This is a genomic window from Nonomuraea sp. NPDC050478 (genome assembly GCF_044458265.1).
Classification (GTDB): domain Bacteria; phylum Actinomycetota; class Actinomycetes; order Streptosporangiales; family Streptosporangiaceae; genus Nonomuraea; species Nonomuraea ferruginea.
Genome location: NZ_JBITHT010000005.1, coordinates 444,697 through 470,429 on the forward strand (window position 1 = coordinate 444,697; position 25,733 = coordinate 470,429).

General features: G+C 71.1%; 24 protein-coding genes and 1 tRNA gene. 8 read left to right on the forward strand and 17 right to left on the reverse strand.

What is annotated here, in order from left to right:
* Window positions 1-14 precede the first annotated feature (14 nt).
* Complete coding sequence (locus ACIBF7_RS26910) at window positions 15-449, forward strand: anti-sigma regulatory factor (protein ID WP_271278837.1); 435 nt, start codon at window positions 15-17, stop codon at window positions 447-449.
* On the opposite strand, the gene ACIBF7_RS26915 is transcribed toward ACIBF7_RS26910, so the two are convergent.
* The 9 genes from ACIBF7_RS26915 to ACIBF7_RS26955 all read right to left on the reverse strand — a co-directional run bounded on the left by ACIBF7_RS26915 (window position 444) and on the right by ACIBF7_RS26955 (window position 8,884).
* Window positions 444-1,394, reverse strand: a complete 951-nt coding sequence (locus tag ACIBF7_RS26915; protein WP_271278838.1) for an NAD(P)-dependent oxidoreductase — start codon at window positions 1,392-1,394, stop codon at window positions 444-446. The two genes, ACIBF7_RS26910 and ACIBF7_RS26915, sit on opposite strands and share 6 nt — an antisense overlap.
* 150 nt (window positions 1,395-1,544) lie before the next feature.
* The gene (locus ACIBF7_RS26920) at window positions 1,545-1,847 is read right to left on the reverse strand and encodes a hypothetical protein (protein ID WP_364225957.1); all 303 of its coding nucleotides are present in this window, start codon (window positions 1,845-1,847) and stop codon (window positions 1,545-1,547) included.
* Between the two features lie 4 nt (window positions 1,848-1,851).
* Window positions 1,852-2,394, reverse strand: a complete 543-nt coding sequence (locus ACIBF7_RS26925) for a hypothetical protein (protein WP_397198428.1) — start codon at window positions 2,392-2,394, stop codon at window positions 1,852-1,854.
* A gap of 14 nt (window positions 2,395-2,408) precedes the next feature.
* The gene (locus tag ACIBF7_RS26930) at window positions 2,409-4,379 is read right to left on the reverse strand and encodes a hypothetical protein (RefSeq protein WP_271278840.1); all 1,971 of its coding nucleotides are present in this window, start codon (window positions 4,377-4,379) and stop codon (window positions 2,409-2,411) included.
* A 166-nt stretch (window positions 4,380-4,545) separates the two neighbouring features.
* The gene (locus ACIBF7_RS26935) at window positions 4,546-5,109 is read right to left on the reverse strand and encodes a dihydrofolate reductase family protein (protein ID WP_271278841.1); all 564 of its coding nucleotides are present in this window, start codon (window positions 5,107-5,109) and stop codon (window positions 4,546-4,548) included.
* A 132-nt stretch (window positions 5,110-5,241) separates the two neighbouring features.
* Window positions 5,242-6,675 carry an aminotransferase class V-fold PLP-dependent enzyme gene (locus ACIBF7_RS26940; RefSeq protein ID WP_271278842.1) on the reverse strand — a complete coding sequence of 478 codons (1,434 nt, stop codon included), beginning with the start codon at window positions 6,673-6,675 and terminating at the stop codon, window positions 5,242-5,244.
* A gap of 242 nt (window positions 6,676-6,917) precedes the next feature.
* A complete protein-coding gene (locus ACIBF7_RS26945) occupies window positions 6,918-7,574 on the reverse strand; it encodes a hypothetical protein (RefSeq protein WP_271278843.1) in 657 nt (218 codons plus the stop codon).
* On the reverse strand, window positions 7,571-8,185 hold the full coding sequence (locus ACIBF7_RS26950; RefSeq protein ID WP_271278844.1) for an RNA polymerase sigma factor: 615 nt from the start codon (window positions 8,183-8,185) through the stop codon (window positions 7,571-7,573). The genes ACIBF7_RS26945 and ACIBF7_RS26950 overlap by 4 nt, the downstream gene beginning before the upstream one ends.
* Window positions 8,186-8,392: 207 nt before the next feature.
* Complete coding sequence (locus ACIBF7_RS26955; protein ID WP_271278845.1) at window positions 8,393-8,884, reverse strand: hypothetical protein; 492 nt, start codon at window positions 8,882-8,884, stop codon at window positions 8,393-8,395.
* A 103-nt stretch (window positions 8,885-8,987) separates the two neighbouring features.
* On the opposite strand from ACIBF7_RS26955, the gene ACIBF7_RS26960 reads away from it, so the two are divergent.
* The 4 genes from ACIBF7_RS26960 to ACIBF7_RS26975 are packed head-to-tail and all read left to right on the forward strand — an operon-like array spanning window position 8,988 to window position 11,497.
* Window positions 8,988-9,797: a bifunctional 2-polyprenyl-6-hydroxyphenol methylase/3-demethylubiquinol 3-O-methyltransferase UbiG gene (locus ACIBF7_RS26960; RefSeq protein WP_271278846.1), complete on the forward strand. Its 810-nt coding sequence runs from the start codon at window positions 8,988-8,990 to the stop codon at window positions 9,795-9,797.
* Window positions 9,794-9,994 (forward strand): hypothetical protein, encoded by a 201-nt coding sequence (locus ACIBF7_RS26965; protein WP_148034117.1) that lies wholly within the window; start codon window positions 9,794-9,796, stop codon window positions 9,992-9,994. The genes ACIBF7_RS26960 and ACIBF7_RS26965 overlap by 4 nt, the downstream gene beginning before the upstream one ends.
* Window positions 9,995-10,037: 43 nt before the next feature.
* Window positions 10,038-10,616: an RNA polymerase sigma factor gene (locus tag ACIBF7_RS26970; RefSeq protein ID WP_271278847.1), complete on the forward strand. Its 579-nt coding sequence runs from the start codon at window positions 10,038-10,040 to the stop codon at window positions 10,614-10,616.
* Complete coding sequence (locus tag ACIBF7_RS26975) at window positions 10,613-11,497, forward strand: hypothetical protein (RefSeq protein ID WP_271278848.1); 885 nt, start codon at window positions 10,613-10,615, stop codon at window positions 11,495-11,497. Before ACIBF7_RS26970 ends, ACIBF7_RS26975 begins: the two co-directional genes overlap by 4 nt.
* 435 nt (window positions 11,498-11,932) lie before the next feature.
* Here the strand turns inward: ACIBF7_RS26975 and ACIBF7_RS26980 are convergent.
* A tRNA-Arg gene (locus ACIBF7_RS26980) sits at window positions 11,933-12,004 on the reverse strand.
* A gap of 115 nt (window positions 12,005-12,119) precedes the next feature.
* On the opposite strand from ACIBF7_RS26980, the gene ACIBF7_RS26985 reads away from it, so the two are divergent.
* Complete coding sequence (locus ACIBF7_RS26985) at window positions 12,120-12,497, forward strand: response regulator (RefSeq protein ID WP_364226723.1); 378 nt, start codon at window positions 12,120-12,122, stop codon at window positions 12,495-12,497.
* On the opposite strand, the gene ACIBF7_RS26990 is transcribed toward ACIBF7_RS26985, so the two are convergent.
* A complete protein-coding gene (locus ACIBF7_RS26990; RefSeq protein WP_364225912.1) occupies window positions 12,487-15,222 on the reverse strand; it encodes an AAA family ATPase in 2,736 nt (911 codons plus the stop codon). The genes ACIBF7_RS26985 and ACIBF7_RS26990 overlap by 11 nt on opposite strands.
* A 100-nt stretch (window positions 15,223-15,322) precedes the next feature.
* Here ACIBF7_RS26990 and ACIBF7_RS26995 point away from each other — a divergent pair, with 100 nt between their 5' ends.
* Together ACIBF7_RS26995 and ACIBF7_RS27000 are read left to right on the forward strand one after the other, a co-directional pair.
* Complete coding sequence (locus ACIBF7_RS26995) at window positions 15,323-15,940, forward strand: LysE family translocator (RefSeq protein ID WP_148034121.1); 618 nt, start codon at window positions 15,323-15,325, stop codon at window positions 15,938-15,940.
* A gap of 4 nt (window positions 15,941-15,944) precedes the next feature.
* Window positions 15,945-16,487 (forward strand): TetR/AcrR family transcriptional regulator, encoded by a 543-nt coding sequence (locus tag ACIBF7_RS27000; protein ID WP_148034122.1) that lies wholly within the window; start codon window positions 15,945-15,947, stop codon window positions 16,485-16,487.
* A gap of 35 nt (window positions 16,488-16,522) precedes the next feature.
* On the opposite strand, the gene ACIBF7_RS27005 is transcribed toward ACIBF7_RS27000, so the two are convergent.
* The 6 genes from ACIBF7_RS27005 to ACIBF7_RS27030 are packed head-to-tail and all read right to left on the reverse strand — an operon-like array spanning window position 16,523 to window position 25,687.
* The gene (locus tag ACIBF7_RS27005) at window positions 16,523-17,719 is read right to left on the reverse strand and encodes a hypothetical protein (protein WP_271280026.1); all 1,197 of its coding nucleotides are present in this window, start codon (window positions 17,717-17,719) and stop codon (window positions 16,523-16,525) included.
* Between the two features lie 12 nt (window positions 17,720-17,731).
* The gene (locus ACIBF7_RS27010; protein ID WP_148034124.1) at window positions 17,732-18,112 is read right to left on the reverse strand and encodes a RidA family protein; all 381 of its coding nucleotides are present in this window, start codon (window positions 18,110-18,112) and stop codon (window positions 17,732-17,734) included.
* Window positions 18,109-19,188 carry an alanine racemase gene (locus ACIBF7_RS27015; RefSeq protein ID WP_397198587.1) on the reverse strand — a complete coding sequence of 360 codons (1,080 nt, stop codon included), beginning with the start codon at window positions 19,186-19,188 and terminating at the stop codon, window positions 18,109-18,111. Before ACIBF7_RS27015 ends, ACIBF7_RS27010 begins: the two co-directional genes overlap by 4 nt.
* Before the next feature lie 36 nt (window positions 19,189-19,224).
* Complete coding sequence (locus ACIBF7_RS27020; RefSeq protein WP_397198429.1) at window positions 19,225-20,760, reverse strand: amidohydrolase family protein; 1,536 nt, start codon at window positions 20,758-20,760, stop codon at window positions 19,225-19,227.
* 11 nt (window positions 20,761-20,771) lie between these two features.
* Window positions 20,772-25,007 (reverse strand): DUF4153 domain-containing protein, encoded by a 4,236-nt coding sequence (locus ACIBF7_RS27025; protein WP_397198430.1) that lies wholly within the window; start codon window positions 25,005-25,007, stop codon window positions 20,772-20,774.
* A complete protein-coding gene (locus tag ACIBF7_RS27030) occupies window positions 25,004-25,687 on the reverse strand; it encodes a response regulator transcription factor (protein WP_271280024.1) in 684 nt (227 codons plus the stop codon). Before ACIBF7_RS27030 ends, ACIBF7_RS27025 begins: the two co-directional genes overlap by 4 nt.
* Window positions 25,688-25,733 lie beyond the last annotated feature (46 nt).

A 25,733-nucleotide genomic window follows, 5' to 3' on the forward strand; every position in this document is an offset into this window, starting at 1 on the left:
CCCGGCCTGATGGCATGCTGACCGGTCCTGGGCTGCGGCAGTTCCCCGGAGAGGAGAGGTCCGTCTCCGAGGCCAGGGAGTGGGCACGTGCTCTGCTGGAAGGGCGCATGGCCGCCCCGCTCCTCGACGACGTGGTGCTGCTGCTGAGCGAGCTCGTCACCAATGCGGTCACACACTCGGACTCGGGAAGCACGAAGGCCGGTCCGGTGACCGTACAGGTGTCCTGCGAGGCCGAAGGCGTCCGCGTGGAGGTGCGCGACAGTGGATCGACCACCAGCTCGCGGACGATGCGCGTGCCGGACGCCGACGACGACGGTGGCCGCGGCCTCTGGCTGGTCGACCTGCTCGCTACCGCGTGGGGCGCGGATCAGGACACGACCGGCGGATCGGTCTGGTTCCGGGTGGCCGAGCACGTACGAACTGAGGTGATCCAGACATGGCGGTCATGAACGGTCTCCGAGACCGTCGTCCACCGCGACGTCCTCCGGCTTGAGATCCAGCCCCGAGGCTGCCGCCTGCAGGTCGAGCAGGATGGCGAAGTCCTCGTCCACCCGGCCGGTGCCGACGCTGGCCTGGACGAGCTGGGCGGTGAGGGCGGTGACCGGCATCGGCACGTCCAGGGCGCGGGCGGCGGCAAGGCCCAGGTCGAAGTCCTTGCGCAGCAGGGGTGGCGTGAACGTCGGCGTGTAGTCGAGGTGCACGAACGCCGGGGACTTGTAGCGGGTGAACGCCGAGCCCATGACGCTGTCGTTGAGGAACGCCAAGAAGGCGTGCCGCGGGACGCCGCCCTTCTCCGCCAGTACGGTGATCTCCGCCAGCGTCTGGGTCACCACGCCCAGCATCAGGTTGTGCGCGATCTTCACCAGCCGGGCGGTGTCGCCCTCCCCCACGTAGGTGACGGACCTGCCAAGCGACCGCAGCAGGTGGGCGACCTGGTCATAGGTCTCCCGGGGACCGGACACCACCAGGCTGAGCGCGCCGGCCCGCGCCACCTTGGGGTTGCCGCTGACCGGCGCGGCCAGGTAGGCGACGCCCTTCGCCGCACAGGCCCGGCGCACCTCGGCCGACGACTCCACGGACACGGTCGAGGAGTCGACCACTACTCCCGGCGCCGCGTCGCCCGTGAGCAGCCCGTCGTCGCCGAACAGCACCTGTTCGAGGACGGACGACGTGGAAACCGTCGTGAACACCACGTCCCGGTCGCGCAACGCGGCGAGCGACTCCGCGACCGACGCGCCGTGCTCCTTGAGCGGCTCAGCCTTGGCGATGGTGCGGTTCCAGGCGGTCACGTCCACACCGGCGTCGGCGAGCCGCGCGGCCATGGCGACTCCCATGCGACCGGTCCCGATCCAGCCGACCCGCGGCCTGGACCGGTTCGTCGTCGAGTCGGTCATCGAAACTCCTTGAGCGACTGTGGGTCCGGCCGTCCGCCGAGGCGATCGCGCGGACTTCCTCGGCATCCGCGCTCACCTGGAACTTCTCCCAGGTCAGCGCAGGTAAACCGTCTCGACAGCCGCCCCGAAGCGGACTCGTCAGCACGGCCGTTACCGTAGGTCGTACTGCCGCGTGAGGGCCAGCGCCTGCTTCTCGTCCACTTGGCGTGGTAGACCGGCCATCTTCTCGCGTATGTCCTCCAGGATGTCGGCACCGGCGCGGGCCACGCGGGAGCGGTGGAGTTCTAGCTGGGCGTCGAAGAGCTTGGCCGTCGGGCCCACCCAGATCCGGCCGGAGTGGAACTCCTTGTAGGACTGCTCGATCGCCCGGGTCGCGTTCTCGATGAGCGGGGTGATCTTCTGCTCTGCTTCGCGTAATGCTTCGTAGAGCGGGTTGGGCACCATGTCCGTCATCAGGTCAGCCATTCTCGTCGGTGCCGGCGGCCGGGATGAGCTTGGGGGCGATGAGCTTCATGAGGGCCACGACGTCGGCGGCGTTGTCGCGGCCCTCGACGCCCTTCACGAGTTCGATCGACAAACGCGCCTTGCCTTTCACCAGCATCGCGCCCGCCCGGGTTTCCTCATTCGGGTCCACTGTGTAGAAGCCGAAGCCGTCGGGGACGATTTCCGGTAGTTGCTCGGAGACTCCGTCGCGCAACTGATTCTCTATCTGGCCACGACTTCCGCCGGTGTCAAGCATGATGCGGAGTACTGCCCGACGCTCGCCGGTCGGCTCGAAGGCAGAGCAAGCGCCCACGACGGGGCGGTCCTCACCCGGGAGAGGGAGAGAACCGGTAACGAGTGGATCGACGACTCCGGTCACCCGCTCGACCGCCACTTTGGGAACATGATCGCATATGTAGGGTGGGGCATAAACCGTGGGCAGCGGGGTGGCGTCGACCTTGCTGGTTCCGCCCATGCAAGCGGAAGCACTGATGAGGGCGCATCCCAGGATGGCCATCCGACTGACTTTGATCACTGATACCGCACGAATCCGGTGGTGTAACCGTCGTCGAGAGCGGTTTGAACTCCGAGTGTTTTCCACGGGTTGTCCTCAGGACGTTTATAGAGCCAGGTGTGGTAGGCGTCGTAGCGTCGACCATCGCCGGCGCTCATCTCGTCGAACGACATCAGCGTCTTGCCGTCTGGCTTGAGGAAGTTGTTCGGTGCGCTGCGCGGATCGTCACCGGGTTCGACGTCGCTGAGTGACGCCCATGGGTGAGTCTTCGCGGGTGGGTCGGCCGCTCCGAAAAGACCATGGTCGAACATGGCCTGAGCAGTGAGTTGATGGACGAGGAACCGAGTCTGTTCGACGGTGCTGTTGGCGGCGAATACGGCTTCCTTTCGCGCGTTGCCCTGAACAGCGTCTTCGATCATGCCGGTCCACGCGCCCGTCACACTCGCCCCGATGGGCCATGACCCTGCTTGCGGGATAGCCAGACCGGTGTTGACCACGGCCGTGAGGATCTTCATGTTCCGTTTCTGGGTCTCGTCGAGCTCGTGCCCCTTCTCGATACGGGCGAGACCGGCCGCGTCGGTGATCAGGCCGAATCCCGCACCGATCTCCAGCCCTGCGGTGTTCAAGCTGTCGGCGCCCTGACCTGCGGCCACCTGACCTGCGCCATGGTTGAGGAGTCTGTCGCTCCATGCCGTTTGAGCCGAGGTCACCACTCCGAATGCCTTCTCGTCCTCCTTGAACGCCTCCTGCATCACGGCGCGGAGTTCGCCTTTGTTGAACCGTGCTCCCCAGTCCTCCCGCCCTGGGAGGTTCGGATAGTCCTCCATGAACACGCCTGGTTGTTCGAGGCCGACAAAGGCAACCCGGTTCACGTCGGATATGTACGCCGCCAGAATCCGCCCGATGGACCCGGCAGCCACCAAGGAAGGGCGCTCGTCCGCCTTGATCCGTTCAAATTGGAGATGCACGAGGTCGGAGGCGAGTCCGGCCGAGAGGTAGCCGCGCGACGGGTCCAGGGCGGTGCCCGCATGGTCGCGGAACGTCATCGTGGCCGCCTCCAGCGCCCGGCCCAGCGCCACACCACCGTCCTTCAGCGGCTTCTCCATCACGTAGAACCTCAGCGCCGACCGGTCGTAGGCAAAGAATTCCTGGGCCGCTTTCGGATGCCGGCCCAGCGCCTCGAAAACGTCCTTCATCGCGGACTGGTACATCGCCTCGGGCAAAGGCGTTCTCACCTGCCGGCCCGCGAACCACGGATCCTTTTCGGCCCGCGACGCTGAATCCACTTTCCTGGCCACGTACAGCAGAAAGCCGTGGTCGAACGTCCCATGTTTGAGCGCCCGCGCGAGCGCGAAGTACTCCTCCCGATCGAGGTCGGCCGTCAAGCTTTTCCGCCAGTCGGCGCCCAGGCGGGGACTCGCCGCGCCGAGAGCCTTGCTCAGAGCGGCTTCAAGGCGCTTCTCATCCCTTTGAGACACCGTCCTGCGCATGAGCGCCAGGTAAGTCTCCGGGCCGAGGGCATGCATGAGCTTCGTGACGAACTCCGGGTCCTGCGCTCGCTTTTCCAGCGCAGCGAGGACGGAGTCGCTGATCTTGCCGTCGGCGGAAAGGTGGCTGACAGCGGCGTAGACATGGGGATCGTTGAAGGCCTTGCTGTAGCGGGCCTCGTCGAACGCGACCATCCCATTGACAGCCTGGCCGGGAGCACCCCAGTCCGCCTTTTCGGCGGAGATGGTCTCCTTGCGCCGGCGTAATTCAGGACGCTTCGCGCTGATCCAGTTGGCGGCTTCTCTGAACGCGGTCAGGTATGAAGTATCCAGGTCGAACTGCTGAAGGGTACGCCTGATCTGCGGTTCACTGCTTTCGATGGTCGCGCCCGTACGGCCGAGAGCCGGCTCGAAAAGGTCCATCAAGCCGGGGTCGATGCCGGAGTAATCCCCGCCCAGATGAGGGCGTGGATCCGGAGAGCTCATGCGGGCCTCCAGCACGAACGGCGGGATGCACACTGACGGCAGGGCCAGCGTACTCCTGGGTCGGCCGCTCGTTGGATTCTCCGGTCACGACCGATATGGCCTTACTGCGGATCCGTCAGCCGATGGTACGTGAGCGAAGGCTCTGAAAGTTCAAGCGTATGAGAATCGAATACAGGGCCGGTCACGCCCTGACCGGCCGGTACCGTACACCCAGCTCGGCCGTGGGGTCATCGACGCCGAGGCGGTGGAGGTAGTGCGGCCGGCCACCGGGGAGGTCCAGCAGCCGGATGCCGTCGCCGAGCAGCACGGGCGCGATGTGCAGGTCGATCTCGTCGAGCAGCCCGCGTTCGAGAAGCTGGCCGCCGATCGTCGGCGAATGCACCTCGACGTTCTTCCCGCCGGCCGCCGCCAGCGCGATCCGTACCGCCTCGGCCACGTCACAGTCCAGGAAGGTGACGCCGTCGGCGGGCTTGGCGTCCTCGGGATGGTGGGTGAGCACGAAGATGGGTCCGGTCCAGGCGCCGCCGTAGACCATGCCGGGATCCGGGAAGGCGTCCCAGCCGCGCCGGCCGCCCAGGATCGCGCCGGTGGTCGCGACGTACTCCTCGATCGCGCCCGGCTGGGGTGAGATGCCGGTCATCATCCAGTCCATCTCGTGGTTCGGCCCGGCCACGAACCCGTCCAGCGACATGGTGAAGTGCCAGAGCACCTTGCCGTTCGCGGTCTGCTTTTCGATGTCGTCCACTGCAATCTCCTCTGCCGGCTGCTTGGCTCGTACGTATGGAGACCGCCTCCACCGCGGAACCTCATCGGTCCATACGGAGGGCATCGTCCCCGCGTCGACAACCACACCTACGACCGGAGCCTTACGCCTGCTTCACTGGGGACCCGCCGGGTGTTCGGCCTGTAGCGCGGCGCAGGTCTCGCTGACGATGTCCAGGAGCTCCTCGACCCGGTCGCGGTGGGTGCGGTGGCTGACGACGCACACCCGGATCATGTACCGGCCGTCGATCCGCGTACTGGACAGCAGCGCACGGCCCCGGGCCGTCACGCGGCGCAGCAGCTCGGCGTTGAAGGCGTCGGCGTCGCCTTCCCCTGGCACCCAGCGGAAGGCGACGGCGGTCAGGCTCGGTCGCCACGGGACCTCGAAGCCGTTCTTGCGCAGCGTGTCGTGCACCAGTTCGGCCAGGTCGAGCTTCTCGTCCAGAGCCTGGCGGAAGGCGTCGAGGCCGTGCAGTTTGATCGGCAGCCACAGTCGCAGGCCGCGGAAGTCGCGGGTCAGCTCAGGGGAGTATTCGGTGAAGTTGGGGATGTCGTCCTCGTCGCCGAGATCCTGCAGGTAGGCGGCGTCCATGTGGTGGGCCTGGCGCAGCAGGGCGCCGTCGCGCACCAGCAGCGCGCCGGTCCCGTACGGCAGGAACAGGGCCTTGTGCGGATCCAGGGTGATCGAATCGGCCAGTTCGATGCCGCGCAGCCGGGCGCGTCCGCGCTCGGTGAGCTGGAACGGGCCACCGTAAGCGGCGTCGACGTGGAACCACGCCCCGGCCTTTCTCGCGACGGCGGCGAGCTCGGCGAGCGGGTCGATCGCTCCGGTGTTCGTCGTTCCCGCGCTGCCGATCACGAGGAAGGGCCGCAGGCCGGCCTGCCGGTCGTCCGCGATCATCCGGGCCAGCGCGTCCGGGGCCATCCCCAGGTCCGGGCCCGCCGGCACGGCCCGTACGTGCGCGCGCGGGAAGCCCGCCAGCAGGGCCGCCTTGGCACAGGAGGCGTGGGTCTGGTCGGTGACGTAGACGGTGCCGTCGAGGAAGCTTTCGCCGAGCCGGGCGACGCGGGCGGTCACGATGGCCGAGAAGTTGGCCATGGAGCCGCCTGAGGTGAGGATGCCGCGCGCCTCCTCGGGGTAGCCGAACAGGTCGCAGAGCCAGCGGACGGCCGTGGCCTCGATCTGCGCGCAGGCCGGGGCCAGCTGCCAGACGGTGACGTACTTGTTCATGGCCGCGGTCAGGAAGTCGGCGAGCGCGGCGGCGTACAGGCCACCGCCCGGCACGTAGGCGAGATAGCCGGGCCCGGCGCTGGCGGCGCCGTCGCGGGCCGCCGCGTGCAGCGTGGACAGCAGGCCGGACAGCGGGCTGCCCAGCTCAGGGGCGGGCTCCCGCAGCACCCCCGCCAGGGCGGCGGAGCGAGCCGGGTCGAAGGCGGGCAGCTCCGGCAGGTCGCGCAGGAAGTCCTCGACGAAGGCCAGCACGGCCTCGCCCATCAGGCGCACCTGCTCCGGGCCCGGTTCCAGGGGGTACTGCGTGGCATCTGACATGATCCGTATCCTTACATCGCGCTTGTACCGGCCGAGCCCGCCGGACCGTGTCCGTACTGGGCGACCTGTCCACCGGCACTGTTGCCCACCAGTTGGTACGCGGACGTCCCGGGTGGTGGTGTGCACGGCGTTGATCGCCGCGAGGATCCGGCAGCGTCTCAGGATGGCGAGGCACGACTGAGGAAACAAGCAAAAAGCCAGGTCAGACGGCATCTGACCTGGCTGATCGTGTGTGCCCCCGGTCAGTCGTCCCAGCCGGGCGGGGGGCCGAGCGGCGCCTCGTCGCTGTCCACGAGCGTGCAGGCGGCGACGGGCCCGTTGGAGATGTTCGCCCAGATGCCGGCGGTCTTATCGTCGGCGGAGACGCTGAACTCCAGCACCGCCGTCTGCCCGGGCTTGATCGCGGCCGGGTCGATGCGGAACCCCGGTTCGTCCGTATTGGGCGGCCAGATGTGGAACGGCCTGCCGTCGGCCGGGTTCTGCGCTTCCTGCCGGGACAGGAAACTCGTGCTACGCGGCTGCGGCGAGCATCGCTTCCCTCCGGGGATGTAGTCGACGACCGCGTTGACTCCCATGCCTCGGAGGGTGGCCTCCAGCGGCTTGGGGTCCTTGGCCTGGTTGATGGTGATGGTGAGCGTCCCATCAGCGTTCTTCGACACCGCGTACGCGGGTGTCCCACCGCCGAGGAGCGTCGGGACGCCCACTGCCACCGCGACACCCAGGGCCAGCGCGGGGGCCAGGAGGGCGGGGCGGACCAGGCGCCGCCGAGGGCGCTCCGCTGACCTGCGGATTTCCACCATGACGAACTCCTTGAGTAGACGCTGCCGGCCGTTCGGGAGTTGCGGTTCCGCCTCGAACGGCAGCAACCCGGCCAGGGACTCGCGCTCGGCCTTGTTCATCGGTTCTCCTCCCGTACGGACCGGACCACGCTGTCGTGGTCACCCTTTACCTGTCGCGACCCGGAGGCCTGTTGCCGTTCCGCGGCGAGTTTCTCCAGCTTCTTGCGCGCCCTGGACAGGCGGGACCTGACGGTCCCCACGGCGACGCCCAGCGCCTGGGCCGCCTCGGCATGGTCGAGCCCCGACCACACGCAGAGCGCGAACACCTCCTGCTCCTGACGGCGCAGCGAGCCGTAGGCCTGCTGGATCGCGGCCAACTGCTCGGCGGCGTCGATCCGGCCGATGATCTGGTCGGCGAAGTCGGGGATGGGATCGCCTCTGGGCATCCTGGCCAGGGCGTCGTCGTACCGCCTCGCCGCCCGGCGCAGATTCCGCGCCACGTTGGTCGCGATCCCCAGCACCCATGGCCGCAGGGATCCGCCGTCGGCGTCGATCCGATGCCGCAGCCGCCACGCCTCGAGAAAGGTCAGCGACAGCACGTCCTCGGCGGCCGACCAGTCCCCGGTCAATCGGAAGGCGTGACTGAACACCGGCCGGGCCATCTCCTCGAAGAGCACCTCGAACGCCTCGGCATCCCCGTCACGTATCCGGGCGCGCAGTGACATGTCCATACACAAGCACTGTCCGACCGGTCATCCTCATTCCCGCCGGGTTTCCGCCACCGAGGAGGAGGCGCCGCGATCTGTCCGAGGGCCGTCCGCGAGTGACTCGCGGCGGTCAAACGACAGTACGACCCCGCCCACCTGTTCGCCGGCAACCACGACATCCGGCCTTCGCAGGGACGAGCGCCCTTCCCACGATGGCAGGCGGCGTGACCGTCAAGCCGGCCGTGTCACCGCCGCCCTGCGCCACCGGCGGTCATGGACGATCGCCATGAAGCCGATGACGAACAGCGCGACCGAGCCGGCCAGGGAGACGAAGAGCCCGTCGCTGACCCATCGGAGAACAGCCTCGTCAGAGTTCCGGACGGTGAGGAGCCAACTGGATCCGCAGAGAATCAAGCCGACCGCCCCCGGCACGACCTCGGCCTCGTTCGTCGTCTTGCCCGCGGTCAGTGCCGCGACCGCGAACATGGCACCGAGCCACGCGACGAAAAGCGGCGCCACGCCGGCATCCTCGAACCCGGTCACCTCCTCGATCGCCGAACCGCGCACCAGCATCTTGCTCCACGGCAGGAAAGCGCCGATCGCGATCACGACTGAGGAGACCAGAGCGGAACCGGCGAGCGCCCGGTTGACGGGCGGAGCAGGGGGCGGCATCGGCCGGCTGTGGGGATGAAACGGGGAATAGTGCGGACCAGGAACCTGCATGATCGCGATGGTACCCAGGCGTCCTATGCATTCCCTATCACCGCCCTCAGGCTGGCGATATCCGGTTGGGTCACCGCCGGGCGGGACCCTAGGCTCGACCGCCATGAGCGAGATCGACTACCTGGCCGTCAATCGCGCCAACTGGGACGAACGCGTGGCCATCCACGTGGCCAGCGACTTCTACGACGTCCCCGGTTTCAAGGCGGGCGGCGACCCGCTGCGGGACTTCGAGATCGAAGAGGTCGGCGACGTCGCCGGCAAGTCGCTGGCGCATCTGCAATGCCACTTCGGGCTCGACACCCTCGCCTGGGCGAGGAGAGGCGCCCAGGTCTGCGGGCTCGACCTGTCGGAAAAGGCCGTCGAGACCGCCACCGCCCTGGCCGAGGAGTGCGGCTTGGAAGCCCGCTTCGTGGCCGCGGACGTCTACGACGCCCCCGTCGCGCTGGGCGGCGCCTACGACATCGTCTACACCGGGATCGGCGCGCTCGTCTGGCTCCCCGACATGCGGCGCTGGGCCGAGGTGGTAGCCGCCCTGCTCAAGCCGGGCGGATTCCTGTACCTGTCGGAGTTCCACCCCTTCACCGACATGCTGGACGACGCCGAGGGATCGACCGTCACGTTCGACTACTTCAGGAGCGATCCGCAGATCTGGGACGAGCCGTACACCTACACCGGCTCCGAAGAACTGGCCAACACCACGTCCGTCCAGTTCCAGCACACCTTGGGCGAGGTGGTCTCCGCACTGGCCTGGGCCGGGCTGCGCATCGACTTCCTGCACGAGCACGACCACACGCTCTTCAGGCGCTTCGGCAACCTGGAGGCCCACGGCCCGGTCTACCGGCTGCCGGAGGGCCGGCCGCGCATCCCGCTGATGTTCTCCATCAAGGCGAGCCGACAGGGATCGGCGCCATGACCCGTCAGGACCTGCCCTTCCAGGCCGCCGTGTTGAGCCCGGAAAAACTGCCAGTGGTTCGCGAGGAAGTAATCTCAGTGCTTGCGGCCCTATCGGCCGTCATGGCGATCCGGATGTGGTCGACGCTGCCGGCCAGGGCGGCACACGATGTCACCGGCGAGAGCACGGAGGAGGCCGTGACCGACGCCTCGTCGTGACGGGTCATGACACACCTGTGAGCCTGCCGGACATGACCTAGACATGAACGTCACCGACACGGGGCCGCCGCGCACCCAGCGCTTCGCCCACCTCTACGAGCAGACGTATGCCGCGTTGCTGCGGTTCGTCGAGCGTCGCGTCCACCCCTCCCACGCCGAGGACGTGGTCGCTGATGTGTTCCTCGTCGCCTGGCGGCGCCTAGATGACGTGCCGCCGGCGGCGGAGGAGGCGCGGGCCTGGCTGTTCGGCGTGGCGCACCTCACTCTGCGCAATGGGCTGCGGGCCGACCAGCGGCGGCAGGCGCTCACCGTTCGCATCGCCGACAGCCAGCTGACCGGCGCCGCGGCGGCCGGGCTGGACCCCGAGTCGGTGGCACGCCGGCTCGACCTCGTCCAGGCGTGGCGGCGGCTCAGCCCGCTCCACCAGGAGGCGCTCGCCTTGGCCGTGTGGGACGGCCTCACAGCCCCACAGGCCGCGCGGGTGCTCGGCATTTCTCCCGTCGCGTTCCGGCTTCGGCTCACCCGGGCCCGGCGTGCTCTGCGCCGCCACGCCGACGCGGCCCCCGCCACTACAACCCAGCCCGTGGCAACCGCCACCGTGGACTCCCGGAGCATGCGATGAACGACACCCTCGACCACGCCCTGCGCGACTTCGACCCGGCCGTCACTCCCGCTGACCTGGATACCAACATCGACCCCAAGGCTCGGGCCCTGCTGGCCCGGGTGGTGGCCACCGACCCGATGGAGGCACCCGTACCGACGACCAGCAGCCCGCGCCTGCTCACCACCAGGCGCCTCACCGCTGTCGGCGCAGGGGTGGCCGTCGGCATCACGGCAGCGCTGCTGCTGCCCGGCGTGTTCGGCGGCGGCTCGGCGATGGCAGCGTGGACCGCGACGCCGCACACGGTGAGCGGTGACCGGGCCGCCGACGCCCAGGAGAAGTGCCTCGACAACGCCCGAGACACCGCCAAGCGCACAACCGGGCGCGAGCTCGGCTTCCGGCCCGTGGTGACCGAGGGCCGGGGGCCGTGGACGCTCGTCTACGTCAACGACGACAGCAGTTACCTGGCCGAGATCACTTGCCTGCTCCACGATGGCGACCTCGTCGGCTCGCACGGCAGCACACCGGGGCCCGACGCACAACCGCTTCCGCCGGTTCCCGCGGAGTCGGCGCGGGCCGCCCTCGGCGCGGTCATGAGCACGAGTGAGGAGAGCGTGCGTACCGTGACCGGCAGGGTCGGCGAGGACGTGGTGGGTCTGGAGCTCTCCACGGAGGCGAAAGGCAGCGTGACCGCGACCGTCACCGGCGGCTACTTCGCGGCCTGGTGGCCGGACGCGCCGACGACGGAGCAGCGCGAGAGAGTTTCACCTCGTGGCGGTGTCAAGAGCGTCACGGCAATCCTTCAGGACGGGTCACGGCACAGCGTCTCCCTCGAGGAGCTCACCGGCTGGACGAGCGCGCAGCTGAATACGTCTGCCACAGGCGGCTCCACACGCGACTGAAACCTGGCCACCCGCGGCGGCGCCGGCCTCACAATCCGGCGTCGCCGACGGGTGGAGCTTCGTTTCCCGGTTATCTGGCAACCTGGCGAATCAGGGCAAGCCAACGTCGCCTCCAACTCGCCGCCAGCGGTCCACAAGCTCAACGATGGTCGGCACGACCTGCGCCGACTCCTGTCGGTGTGCCCGCGGCTCAGGTAGCCCAATGGCCGGCACAGCGTGGAGGTGCTGCAGCGGCTCTACCACCGTTGCATGGCCGCCTACGACGAAGTGTCGATCGAGCGGATGGACCGCGCCCGAGAGGACGACCGATGATCAAGGAATCGCGCCATGACTCGCGCATCTCGTCTACCGGTGTCGCAGGATGGCAAGGTCACATGGATACGGAAACAAAGCAAAAAGCCAGGTCAGACAATGTCCGGCCCGGCTGATCGTGAGTGCCCCCTGTAGGATTCGAACCTACGCACCCGGCTCCGGAGGCCGGTGCTCTATCCCCTGAGCTAAGGGGGCTCAACGAGAACCAAGGCTACCAGTATCCCGCACCCACTCCGCACCAGATAACCGTCCGCCAACACATCCACAGAAAACCCCACGTGACCGCCCCGCTACCGCTAGCTTGACCGCCGTGGGTGACGTTCTTGGCAAAGTTCTGGTCGTAGACGATGACGAGGTCATTCGTCAGCTCATCGCCGTCAATCTCAACCTTGAGGGGTTCGAGGTGGAGACGGCCACCGATGGGCAGGATTGCCTGGATCGGGTGCTGGAGGTGCGGCCGGATCTGATCACGCTCGACGTGATGATGCCGATGCTCGACGGGTGGACGACCGCGGCACGGCTGCGTGACGATGAGGCGACGCGGCACATCAAGGTGGTGCTGATCACGGCCAGGGCGCAGGACGACGACAAGCGCCGGGGCAGGGAGATCGGGGTCGACGCCTATCTGACGAAGCCGTTCGATCCGGCCGAGCTGATCCAGGTGGTGCGGGACCTCGTCACGGGATGAGGCCGTCGCGGCGGGCGATGGCCGCGGCCTGGGTGCGGGTGGAGACGTCGAGTTTGGCGAGGATGTTGGAGACGTGGACGCTGACCGTCTTCTGCGCGATGAAAAGACGGGCGGCGATCTCCTTGTTGGTCAGCCCTTCGGCGACGAGACCGAGCACCTCCTGCTCGCGGGCGGTGAGCAGGCCGTCCGTGCCTCCGCCGCCGAAGCGGGCGCGGCGGGCGAGGTCGGCGAGGGCGCGGCGCAGGGGTTCGGCGCGCAGGCGGGTGGCGGTCGCGTCGGCTCGGGACCATTCGGCCTCTGCGGCGTCGCGGTCGCCTGAGGCGAGGAGGGCTTCGGCGAGGCGCCAGCGGGCGCGGGCTTCCTCGTAGGGGAAGAAGGAGAAGGCGTCGGCGACCTGGCGCCACAGCTCGGGGTCGGGGCGGCCGTGGACGCGGTGCCATTCGGCCTCGGCGCGCAGCGCCCACGCCTGGCCCTCGGGGCCCATCTGGACGCGTTCGCCGACGATGCCGGACTCGGCGGCGTGGCGGGCGGTGCCCAGGAGGTCGTCGGCGCCGTCGGTGGTGCCGAGCTCGGCGAGGGCCCAGAGGCCGACGGCGGCGATGCGGATGCTGGCGGCGTCGCCGGCGACCAGGGCGTCGAGCGCGGCGCGTACGTGGTCGAGGGCGGCGGCCGGGTCGCCCTTCCAGAGGGCGTGCTCGGCGGCCAGGCCGCGGAACATGTAGGCGATGAACTGGTCGTGCCGGAACGGGCTCAGCCACTCCAGGCGGCTCTCCACGGCGGGGCTGCCTCGGCCGACCTCGATGAACAGGGCGAACGACGACAGCGTGGCCTCCGGGATGGTGCCGACGCGGGCGGCGAAGCCGGACGCGACCGCCTCGGCCTGGTCCCAGTCGCCGGAGGCGTAGTGGATGAGGAAGCGGAGGAAGCGCAGCTCGGTGCCGTAGGTGCTCCAGTTGAGGCCGGTCTCGTAGGCGAGGCGGATGCCGGCGTCGGCGACCTCGGCCGCCTCGGCCATGAGGCCCTGGTCGTAGTGGATGCGGGCGTGGTGGAAGCGGGCGCGCAGGTCCATCGCCAGGTCGCCGGTGCGCTCGGTGGTGACGAGCCGCACCAGGTCGTGGGCCTTGGTGAGGCCGTGGTGGAGCTCGGTGTAGATGGCGAGGATGATCTGGGCGCTCGTCTCTGCGTCCTTGGCGCCGGCGCGGCGGGCGGTGTCGAGGGCGCGGTGGGCGAGCTCCTCGACCTCGGCGTGGCGTGGGGTCCACAGGAGGGCGCGGGCGTGCGTGGCCAGGGCTCTGGCCAGCGAGACCTGGTCGGACGCGGTCGCGACCGCGTGTTCGGCGGCCACCACGGCGGCGTCGAGGTGGTCGATCTCGGCGAGGTAGTAGGCGAGCCGTTCGCTCACCTCGGAGGTCTGCGGCAGGGCGCGCAGGGCGGTGACGGCGCGGTGGTTGTCGCCGCTGTCGGCGGCGGCGACGGCGCTGCGGAGGGCGATCGTCTCCCGGGTCTCGCCGGCCAGCTCCTCGGCGCGGTCGACGCGGTCCCACAGGCCGAGCGCGCGGTCGTAGTGGTTGTGGGCCTCGGCGGGGGCGCCGAGGCGCTCGGCCTGGCGGCCGGCTTCGGCGGAGGCGGCCAGCGCGCCGGCCAGGTCGTGCCCGGCGAGGTGGTGGTGGGCCAGTTCGGCGGGCGAGGTGAGCAGGCGGGCGAAGGCGGCGTGGAGCCGGGTGCGCTCGCCGGGCAGCAGGTCGTTGTAGACCGCCTCCTGCAGCAGGGCGTGGCGGAAGGCGTAACCCTGGCCGTGGACGCGGAGCAGCCCGCGCGAGACGATCTCCCGCACCGCCTCCTCGAACTCCGGCAGCGGCAGCCCGGAGACCTCGCGCAGCAGCTCGTCCTCGACGCGGCGGCCGGCGACGGCGGCGGCGCGCAGCACCCGCTGGCCGGGCTCGGAGAGCACCTCGACCCGGGACATCAGCAAACTTGCCAGGCCGTCGGGCAGGTCGTCGCCCTCGGCCAGGGCGGCGAACAGCTCCTCGGCGTAGAACGGGTTGCCGTCGGCACGGCTGATGATCAGGCCGAGGTCGCGGGCGGCGACGGAGCCGAGCGTGGACACGTAGTCGGACATCTCGCCGGCGCCGAGCGGGCCCAGCTCAACGCTGGTGACGGTCGGCAGGCGCTTGAGCTCGGCCAGGACCGAGCGGAGCGGGTGGCGGCGGTGGATGTCGTCGGTGCGGTAGGTGCCGGCGACGCAGACCCGCTCGGTCTGCACCATGCGGCTGAGGAACACGAGCAGGTCGCGGGTGGACCGGTCGGCCCAGTGGAGGTCCTCGATCACGAACAGCACCGGCTGGACCTCGTTGAGCAGGCCGAGCAGCGAGCCGAACAGCCGCTGCTGGGTGAGGCCGGCCTGCGGGGCGGTCTCGGTGCCCGGCAGGAGCTGGCCGAGCAGCGGGTGGGCGGCGGCGGCCGCGGCCACCGCGGGCTCGGCGCCGCGCAGGGCGTCGGCCAGCGGAAGGTAGGGCAGCGTGTCGCCGAGCTCGGCGCACTGGCCGACGAGCACGCGGAAGCCGCGCTCGCGGGCCTCGGCCACCAGCTCGGTGGTGAGGCGGGTCTTGCCGATGCCGGCGTCGCCGCCGACGAGCGCGACCCCGGCGGTGCCGGCCGCGGCCGCTTCGAGCACGCGGACGAGCCGGGAAAGCTCGGTCGCTCGCCCGACGAGAGAACCGTTCACGCCGTCACTATGCCATGCGGGGCCGACAATCGATTGGCCCACCTCAAGCGGGGCGGATTGGCTCTTATATGGGGACCAAACGTGCTCGTACAGTCAGCGCATGGTCTCCCTCACGACGTTCCTGCTGTTCGCCACCGCTTCGCTCGCCCTGGTGCTGGTCCCGGGGCCCAACCACCTCTACATCACCGCCAGAGGGCTGGCCCAGGGCCGGTCGGCGGGGCTGGCGAGCGCGCTCGGGGTGGAGGCGGGCACGCTGGTGCACATCGCCGCGGCGGCGCTGGGGCTGTCGTACGTGATCTCGCAGTCGGCGACGCTGTTCGCGATCGTGAAGTGGGCAGGCGTCGCTTACCTCGTCTATCTGGCGATCAGGGCGTTCACCGCCAAGGACGACGAGACGACGCGGGAGCCGCCCCGGCAGCCGCTGCGGCAGGTGTTCCTGGAGGGCGTGCTGGTCAACGTGCTGAACCCCAAGGTGACGCTGTTCTTCCTGGCGTTCCTGCCGCAGTTCGTGGACCCGTCGGCGGGGTCGCCGGCGCTGCAGGTGGTGGTGCTCGGCCTCACGCTGCTGCTGCTCGGGCTGATCTCGGACGTCGTGTACGCGGTCGCGGCGGGCGCTCTGGGCGGCCGGCTCGCCCGCAGGGCCAGGACCTTGAGGTACGTGAGCGGTGTCGTCTATCTCGGTCTGGGCGTGGCCACCGCGTTCGCCGGGAGAAAATGATCGCATGGCGCCGAGGAAGCAGCAGGAGATCTTCGACGCGACGCTGCGTCTGGTGGCCGAGAAGGGCTACGCGGGGCTGACCGTCGAGGGCGTGGCGGAGCGGTCCGGGGTGAACAAGACGACGATCTACCGGTGGTGGCCGTCGAAGGCGGCGCTGCTGGGCGCGGCGCTGGTCGAGGCCGACCTGCTGGGGTTCACGGCGCCCGACACGGGGAGCCTGCGCGGCGACCTGGTCGCGCTGGTGGAGGGCGTCGTGCGGCTCCTGTCGGAGCCGCCGGCCGCGGATGTCGCGGTGGCCGCGCTGGGCGCGGCGGTGGAGCATCCGGAGCTGGACGCGCGGCGGTTCTTCGCCGACCGGTTCGCCAGGGAACGCGAGATCTTCGAGCGTGCGGTACGGCGGGGCGAGCTGAAGGAGTCGGTCGACCCGATGCTCGTGGTCGACCTGCTGGCCGGGGCGGTGTGGGTCAGGTCGGTGTTCCGAGGGGTGCCCCTGCCTGACGGGTTCGCGCGGGACGCGGTCGCGGCGGTGCTGGACGGGGTCGGCTGAAGGCCGCGTACGGCGGGAGCGGGCCGTACGTCAGGTCAGCGGATCTCCGAGAGGGCGGCCGGGATGCGGTCGAGCACCGGGTGCGGCATGAGGCCGTAGGCGTAGAAGTCGACCGCCGACGCGCCCGCCGCCTTGGCCGCGCGGGCCTTGGCGACCAGCCGGTCGGCGGAGTCGGTGTCGGGGTAGCCGGGCCGCAGCACCGCGCGCACCTCGCGGTCCTTGCCGACCGAGCGCAGGTAGGCGCCGACGTCGTCGGCCACCCTGGCGGCGTCGCGCGCGTACGCGAGCACGGCGAAGGCGGGCACCAGGTCGCCGAGAGCCACCAGGTCAACGCCGAGCTGCCAGGCGTCGTGGGCGGCCAGCCCGGGGGTGGGCAGCCCGTCGCGGTAGCCCTTGACGCCGCCGGTCGCGTCGGCGAACACCAGTCTCGACCCCTCGTCGCCGACGGCCGACGCCACTTCGGAGACGAGGGTGGTGACGGTCTCGGAGCGGGCGCGGGCGTAGGCGACGACGTCGGGCCCGGCGTACGCGGTGAGCGCGGCCCTGGTCACCTCGCCCTGCGCGGGCGGGTCGCCGTCGAGCACGCCGCCGAGGATCCTCGCGCACTCCTCGCGCGCCACCTCGGCGTCCACGCCCAGATCGGCGGCGCGGCGCATGCAGTAGTCGCAGAAGCAGAGCCCGAACATGCAGGCGTCCATCGGCCCGAGCGGCACGAACGAGCGCTCCGCCCGCAGCGGCCTGAAGTGCAGCGACTCGGCCACCACGGAGTCGACGCCGAGCCTGGCCACCGCCCTGGCGAGGGCGACGGCGTACGCGCGCGCGTCAGGATGGGCGGGGCACAGGTCGGCGGGCGAGCCGCGGTCGCCGAAGCAGTCGCGCACGGTCACGTCGGGGTGCGCCTCGCCGAGCGTGGCGTTGCGCAGGAACACGGTCCAGCCGTGCAGCCGCAGGCCGCGCTCGCCGCACGCCTCGCGCAGCCCGTCGAAGGCGTCCTGGTGTCCGGCCGGCGGCCGCAGCCGCAGGCTGGAGAACAGGTCGCCGGGCGGGGGGAAGTGGGCCCCGTCGCGGCGCACGGTCAGCCGGGACAGCCCGTGCGGGGTGACGTCGCGGGCGGCGTGGTGGACGGCGCCGACCGTGACGCCGGCCGCGCCGTACCCGCTGATCCTGTCGAGCACCCGCTCGACGCCCTCGCCGCGCAGGTCCTCGACGAAGGCGAACACCGAACTGTCCACGACGGGCGTCCCTCAGGCGCTCTTGTGCGCGACGAAGTCGATCTCCACCAGGATGTCGAGCAGCTGCGACCCGACGGTGGTGCGTACGGGGTAGGGCTGGGTGAAGTAGGACTGGTAGACCTCGTTGTAGGCGGCGAAGTCGCGCTTGAGGTGCTGGAGGTGGACGGTCGCCTTGACGACGTCGTCGAAGCCGAGGCCGTGGGCGGCCAGGATGGCGCCGAGGTTGCGCATCACCTGGTGGGTCTGGGTGACGATGTCGTCGCCTGCGAGCTCGCCGGTCTGCGGGTCGAGCGGGCCCATGCCGGAGGTGTAGACGAAGTCGCCCACGACGAGCCCCTGCGAGTAGGCGCCGATGGGGGCGGCGCCCTCGGTCGTTCTCAGCTCTTTCTTCACGGCTGCTCCTGGAAACGGGTGGTGATGGTGCCGGCAACCCGGTAGTCGCCGTCGACCAGGGGCAGCTCGCGCCACTTGTCGAAGGCGGTGCACGGGTGGGAGATGCCGAACGCGAGCAGGTCGCCGGGCTTGAGCCCGTCGGCGCGCACGATCGTGTGCTGGTCCTGCATCTTGACGACGGTGACGCCGCCTCGCCTGGGCACGGGCAGACCCTCGTCGTACGGGGCGTCGCGCTTGCCCATGCCCACCACCGCGAGGCCGGGTTCGGGGGTCGACAGGACGTGCGCCCACACCTCGAGCGCGGGGCGCAGCTCGCCGTCGATCCGGTTGTAGGGGGTGCGCTCGCGGTAGTAGCCGTCGTCGTGGGTGACGTAGGCGCCGCTGCGCAGGAGGACCTTGGCATGGGTGGCGACCAGGTGGCGGCCGATCACGTCGAACCACTGGCTGCCGCCGACGGTGAGGATGGGGGTGCGGATGCGGAGGTGTTCGACGGCCTCCTGCAACAGATCCAGATATTTCCGGACTTCTTGCGCCGTGCCGAGCGATCCCTCGTACCCGGCGACCCCCACCAGCTCGACCCCGTCGGTCCGCTGGACGTGCGCGGCCAGCGCCAGCAGGTCGTCGAGCGTACGGCACCCCGCCCTGCCGCCCGGGTGGCCCAGCTCGGCCAGCACCTGGAACGGCCGCGAGCCGGCGGCGGCGGCCAGGAGGTCGGCCCCCGCCGGGGAGTCGACGAAGGACATCAGCGTGAACCCGGGGTCCGCGTCGAGCTCGGCAGCCGCCCAGCGCAGCCCCGCGGGGTCCACGACCTGGTTGGCCACCATGATCCGGCTGACCCCGAACCCGCGCACCGTCCGCGCCTGCGCGGGCGTGGCCACGGTCAGCCCCCACGCGCCCGCGTCGAGCTGGCGGGCGGAGATCTCGGGTGACATGTGGGTCTTGGCGTGCGGGGCGAGCTCCATGCCGTGGTCGCGGGCGAAGGCGGCCATGGTGGCGATGTTGTGGTGCAGCGCGTCGCGGTGCACGACCATCAGCGGGAAGCCCAGCTCCCCGCCGAACACCGAACGCCCCAGCATCTCCGGCACGCACTCCCCCTCTGCCCGGTTCTGACCTTATCCTGCGGATCTTGGCCGGAGGGCCCTGCCGGGAGTGGCCCCGGTCAGCTCGCCGTCCGCCAGCACCCGCTCCCCCGACACCAGCACGTCGCCGATCCCGGCGGCGAGCGTGCGCGGCGCCTCGTACGTGGCTCTGTCGGCGACGGTGCGCGGGTCCAGCACCACCACGTCGGCGGCGAACCCGGGACGCAGCAGCCCCCGGTCCGCCAGCCCGAACCGCCGCGCCGGGTGGGACGACAGGTGCACCACGGCCTGCTCCCACGTCCAGTCGCCGAGCTCGCGGACATGACGGCCGAGGAAGCGGGCGAACGCCCCGAAGCCGCGCGGGTGCGGGTGGCCGCCCACGTAGATGCCGTCGGAGCCGCCGGTGTGCGACGGGTGGCGCAGCACGCGGCGCACCGACTCCTCCCCCGCCGGGCCCTCGTCGGGACGGGCCGACACGCAGCCGGCCTCCAGGCGGGTCTCGACGAGCAGGCGGCGGCAGAACTCGGCCGGCTCCACCCCCGCGCGCTCCGCCGCGGCGACCATGGTCATGCCCTCGGACCATTCCAGGCCGGGCGCGTGCGAGACGGTCAGCCGCGGCCAGGTCCGCTCCAGCTCCGGCCACCAGGAGTCGAGGTCGCCGGAGCGGAGCATCTCCAGGGCCCTCTCGGTGTCGGCGGCGGGCACCTGGGGCGGCAGCGCCACCATGGCCAGGATCGTGCTGCTGCGCAGGTAGGGGTAGGTGTCGAAGGTGAGGTCGACGCTCCCGGCCTGCGCCCGGTCGAGCAGCGGCAGCAGCAGGTCGGCCGGTCCGTGCAGGTGGGAGACGTGCACGGCCGCGCCGGACCGGGTGGCGATCTCCACCACCTCACTGATGCCGGTCTCGGCCCTGGCGCCGTAGGCGCGCATGTGGGTGACGTACGGGAGACCGCCGAGCGGGCGGCAGAGCTCGGCCAGCTCGTCGGCGCCCGCGTAACGTCCCGGCAGGTACTCCAGGCCGCTCGACAGCCCCACGGCGCCCTCGGACAGGCCGCGCTCGACCGCCGCCAGCATGAGCGCCAGGTCGTCGCGGGAGGCGTGGGCGGGCGAGGCGCCCATCACGTCGTAGCGGATCGTGCCGTGCGGCAGCAGGTAGGCGGTGTTCAGCGCGACCGCGCGGTCGTAGCCGCCGAGCAGCTCGGCCACGGTCAGCGGGCCCTCGCCGAGCGGGCCGTTGACGGCCGCGAAATAGCGGGACGCGTACGCGACGGTCTCGGCCGAGCCGGGCGCGAACGACAGCCCGTCCTGGCCCAGCACGAACGTGGTCACGCCCTGCCGGAGCGCCGCGAGCTGCACCGACCGGTCGAACACCACCGCGTCGCCGTGCACGTGGCAGTCGACGAACCCAGGAGCCACCAGCCGCCCGGCCGCGTCGATCTCGGCGGCCGCACCGGCGCCGTCGAGCCGGCCGACCGCCGTGACCCGGTCACCGGTGATCCCCACGTCCGCCCGGTACGGGGGAGCTCCGGTGCCGTCGAGCACCCGCCCGCCGCTGATGACTACGTCGAACATCACCCCAAGATTCAACCACCAGGAGCCTGTACGAAACACGACCCGTCAGAACGCGTCAGCGTCGGGTCCGAGAGATCCTTGCCGATGATCGGGCGTTCGGCGAGGAGGGCTCGGGCCGCGGTCCTGTCCAGGTTCCAGCCGTTCCACGAGTCGGGCCGGTCCAGCCCGTTGGCCGCCACGACGTCGGCGAGCACGCAGCTGCGCAGCGGCTCGGGCAGCCGGTCCAGCGCCGGGACCGCCTCGGCCCCGAGGTCGCCGAGGTAGTCGGAGTCCAGCTTCTGCACGCCGCGCACCGCCACCTGGGACTCCGCCACCCGCAGGTCCGGGTTCACCACCGCGAAGGCGCCCAGGGCCAGCCCGGTCACCAGGACGATGGTGCGCGGCAGCCATCCCGAGCCGCGCCCGGCGAGCCGCCCCGCCCCTGCCAGCAGCACCAGCGCGAACAGCGCGCCCAGCCAGTAGACCGTCGCCTCCACCGACAGCCGCAGCCGGGACAGCCCGTACGCGTCGGTGTAGAGGTCCATCCGGTGCAGCGCGGAGAACAGCACCACCATGGTCAGCCCGCAGAGCACGCCGAGCTGCCCGGCGAGCACCCACCGCTCCCGCCGCTCGGTCTTGATCACGCCGGCGGCCACCGCGACGATGCCCAGCACGGCCAGGCTGACCACGACGAGCTGGAAGAAGCCCTGCCTGGCGTACTCGGCGTAGGTGAGGCCCGCGGTCTTCAGCACCCACGCGTCGCCGCCGAACAGCGCGGTGATCTGCACCGCGACGAACGCCGCGAACAGCAGGTTGACCGCGGTGAGCGGCACCAGCCAGATGGACCTGCTCACCGGCATCTTGATGTCCGGGCCCACGGGGTCGGCGACCGGCCGGAGCGCCACCAGCACCACCGCCGCCAGCAGCGCCGCGAACACGGCGAACAGCACGATCCGCGCCGGCAGCGACTCGGCCCAGTCGGGCGTGGTGGTCAGCCGCTCCACGTAGGAGGCGAACACCGGGTCGGCCGAGGAGAACAGGAGCCCGAACACCACCAGCAGCACCGCCGTGATGCCGAGCCCGGTCAGCGTCGGCAGGATCCGCCGCCTGGCCGCCAGGCCCTTCAGCGGCGCGGCCAGGAACCAGGGCAGCGGGCCGAACGCGAGCAGGATGGAGGCGCCTCCCCTGATGACTCCCAGCCATCCGAGCCCCGCCCCCGACACGGCCAGCGCGGCCAGCCCCGCCCCCGCCAGGAGCAGGATCGTCACCAGCCAGTCGGCGTCCCTGACGGCCGCCATCGCGATCAGCCAGTACGAGGTGAGTCCGAACGCGATCGTCCACGGCGTCATCCGCCGTACGACGGCCGGGAGCGCGGCGGCCCCGAGCACCACGCACACCAGCACGATCCCCAGCCCGATCTGGGCATCGGGCAGCGCGATCGCCGCGAACACCCCCGCCCCTCCGGCCGTGGGCAACAGCCACCGAGGCGTCTCGGGCAGCTCCGGCCGCGGGAAAAGCGGCGGCGGCGTATAAACCGGCGGCGGCCCGTACGCATTGCCCGCTCCCAGCCCGTACTGACCCGCCGATCCCGATCCGTGCTGCCCTACGGACGCCGCCCCGTACTGTCCTACGGACCTCGCCCCATGCTGCCCTGCGGATCCCGACCCGTGCTGCCCAGCGGATCCCGACCCGAGCTGCCCAGCGGACCTCGACCCGAGCTGCCCTGCGGATCCCGACCCGTGCTGCCCAGCGGACCTCGACCCGAGCTGCCCTGCGGATCCCGACCCGTGCTGCCCTGCAGCTCCTGGGTCGTGCTGTCCTGCGGACCCCGATCCGTGCTGTCCTGCAGATCCCGACCCGAGCTGCCCTCCGGGCCTCGGCCCGAGCTGTCCTGCGGATCCCGGGTCGTGCTGTCCAGCGGACCCCGGCCCGCCTGGTGGCACCTGTCCGCTTGAACTGACCGGGCCGTACCCCTGCACACCCGCACCGGCTGCCGCGTACGTCTGCCCGCTCGCACCCGCTTGCGCACGCCCGCCCAGCCCGGCCTCCCCGCCCGGACCAGCCGATCCGTACGCCTGCGCGACCGGCCCGTACGTCGCGACCAGGTGAGCGTGCTCGGCGGCGCGGCGGGCCGCGCTGGCGCCCAGCGACGCTCCGATGGCCCCGAACAACGCGGTGACGCACACGAGCGTGACCACCGCGGCCGAGTCCCCGAAGATCACGCTCGCGAAAGCGGCGGCGAGCAGCCCGGCCACGAACCCCACGGCCAGCCCGACGATCCCCCCAGCCACGATCTTGACCAGCCCCTTGATCGGCGAGTCATCCCCCGGCACCGGCGGCACGCCGCCCACCACCCCGGAGCCACCCCGCCCCGCTGAAGAAAGCCCCGGATCCCCACCGACACCCACCACGTCACCCCGCCCGGCCCTCACCCGCGCGGCGGCCGCAGAGCCCACACCCAGAGGGTCGCCCCCAGCACCCGCGAGCGCGGAACCGGCCCGTGAAGCATCGCCGCCCACCGGCACGGAGCCGGCCCGCCCGGACAACGCGTGCGCGAGACCAGACCCGGCACGCGACGCGCTGACCCGTCCAGAGTCACCCAGCGCGGAGCCCGCCCGCGCGGAATCGGACCCCCCGGAACTAGGCAGCACCGAGTCCTCCTGCCCGGCGTCCACTGCAGGCACATCAACGCCCCCCGAACTCGCCGCCATGGCGCCAGCCGACCCGGGCGCGTGTGCGAGATCGGACCCGGCACGCGACGCGTCAGACCATCCGGAGTCACCCAGCGCGGAGCCCGCCCCAGCGGGGTCGGGCCGCCCGGAACTCGCCGAGCCCTCCTGCCCGGCCTCCACCGCGAGCGCATCAACGCCCCCCGAACTCTCGCCGACCGACCCGGACGCATACGCGAGACCGGACCCGGCATGCGACGCATCAGACCGCCCCGAGCCGACGTACTCCGAACCGGCCCGCGTGGGCGGCGCGGGGTCGGCATCCGAAGCCTCGGCACGTCCAGCGGTCGTAAGCGTGGAGTCGACGCGCAGGGCATCGATGCCGCCGGAACTCGCAGGCACGGCCCGAGCCGACACAGCGCCAGCCGGTTCGGCGTCAGCGGGTTCGGGATCGGCCGGTTCGGCGCCAGCCAGCGCGGCGCCGGCCGGTACGGCGCCGGCCAGTTCGGGGTTGGCGGTGGCTGGATCTGTCGAGGTGGAGGCGGATGCCGTGATGGGGGAAGGCGCGGGATCTTGGGAACGTGGCGGGCGGGCCTCTTCGGGCGCCATCGCAGTCCTCCCTGGTAGGTCGACGAGCATGCGGCATCCCGCGCAGTCGTCGATGCGGATCGAACCGCCGTGCAGTTCGACGATCTCCTTGACGATGGCCAGGCCCAGCCCGGCGCCCCCGCCGTCGGCGGTGCGCCCGGCGTCGAGCCTGGAGAAGCGTTCGAAGACGCGCGCCCTGGCCGGCGCCGGGATGCCCGGCCCCCGGTCGGCGACGGAGAGACACACACCGGCCCCGGAAGGCGAGGCGGTCACGGTGACCGTGCCGTCCGGCGGGCTGTGCCGTACGGCGTTGTCGAGCAGGTTGGCCAGGACCTGCGCCAGCAGGTCGGGGTCGGCGAGGACCACGAGCCCGGCGGGGACCGAGGTGGCGAGCCGGACGTCCTCGCGCGCCAGCGCCGCCTCCAGGACGGCCTGCTCCACCAGGGGCCGGAGCTCGACCGCCTCCGGTTCGATGAGCCGCGCGCCGGAGTCGAGCCGAGACAGGTCGAGGAGCTGGGCGACCAGCCGGCCGAGCCGTTCCGTCTGGGCGAGCGCGGTGCGCATGGTGACGGGGTCGGGCGCGGACACGCCGTCCACGACGTTCTCCAGGACGGCGCGCAGGCCGGTGATGGGCGTGCGCAGCTCGTGGCTGACGTTGGCGACCAGCTCGCGGCGCTGCCGGTCGACCTCGCCGAGGTCGGCGGCCATCGCGTTGAAGGCCCGCGCCAGCTCGCCCACCTCGTCGCGCGAGGTGGCCTGGACGCGCAGCGAGTAGCGGCCCTTGGCGATGGTCTGGGCGGCCCTGGCCATCTCGCGCAGCGGCCTGGTCATGCCCATGGCGAGCAGCTGCACCATGATGAGGGCGAGCGCCACGGCCACGCCGATGCGCACCTCGCGCGAGAGCCCCGAGTTGATGCCGACCTCGTTCACCACGAACGCGGTGGCGACGGCCAGCACGATGACGATGCCGAGCTTGACCTTGATCCGGCCCAGGAAGTCGAGCGGTCTCATGGCCGCACCAGCGCGTAGCCGACGCCGTGCACGGTGCGGACCACGTCGGAGCCGAGCTTGCGGCGCAGCGCCCGCACATGGCTGTCGACCGTCCGGGTGGCGGCCGCCTCGGAGAACCCCCACACGTCCGACAGCAGCCGTTCCCGCTCGAACACCTGGCCCGGCCGCTCGGCGAGGCGGCGCAGCAGGTCGAACTCGGTGCGGGTGAGCTGGGCCTCGGCGCCGCGGACGAAGACCCGGCGGGCGGCGGTGTCGATGCGCACCTCCCCCACCTTGATCACGGTGTCCTCGGCGGCGAGCTGTCCGGCCCGTTCCACCCGGCGCAGCAGCGCGTGGATCCTGGCCACCAGCTCGCGCATGCTGAACGGCTTGGCCAGGTAGTCGTCCGCGCCCACGCCCAGCCCGACCAGCACGTCGGTCTCCTCGCCGAGCGCGGTCAGCATGAGGACGGGCACCGGCCGGGCGGCCTGCATCCTGCGGCACACCTCCAGCCCGTCGAGCCCCGGCAGCAGCCGGTCCAGGATCACCAGGTCGGGCTCGGCCCGGTCGAACTCGGCGAGCCCGGTCTGCCCGTCGCCGGCCGTCCTGACCTGGAACCCCTCGGCGGCCAGCCGGTCGCGCACGGCCAGCGCGATCGTCTGGTCGTCTTCCACCACGAGAATGCGTCGCCGCTGCGTCACAATCGAGAGCCTAGAAGCGGGGTGTGCAGACGGCACTCCCCAATTC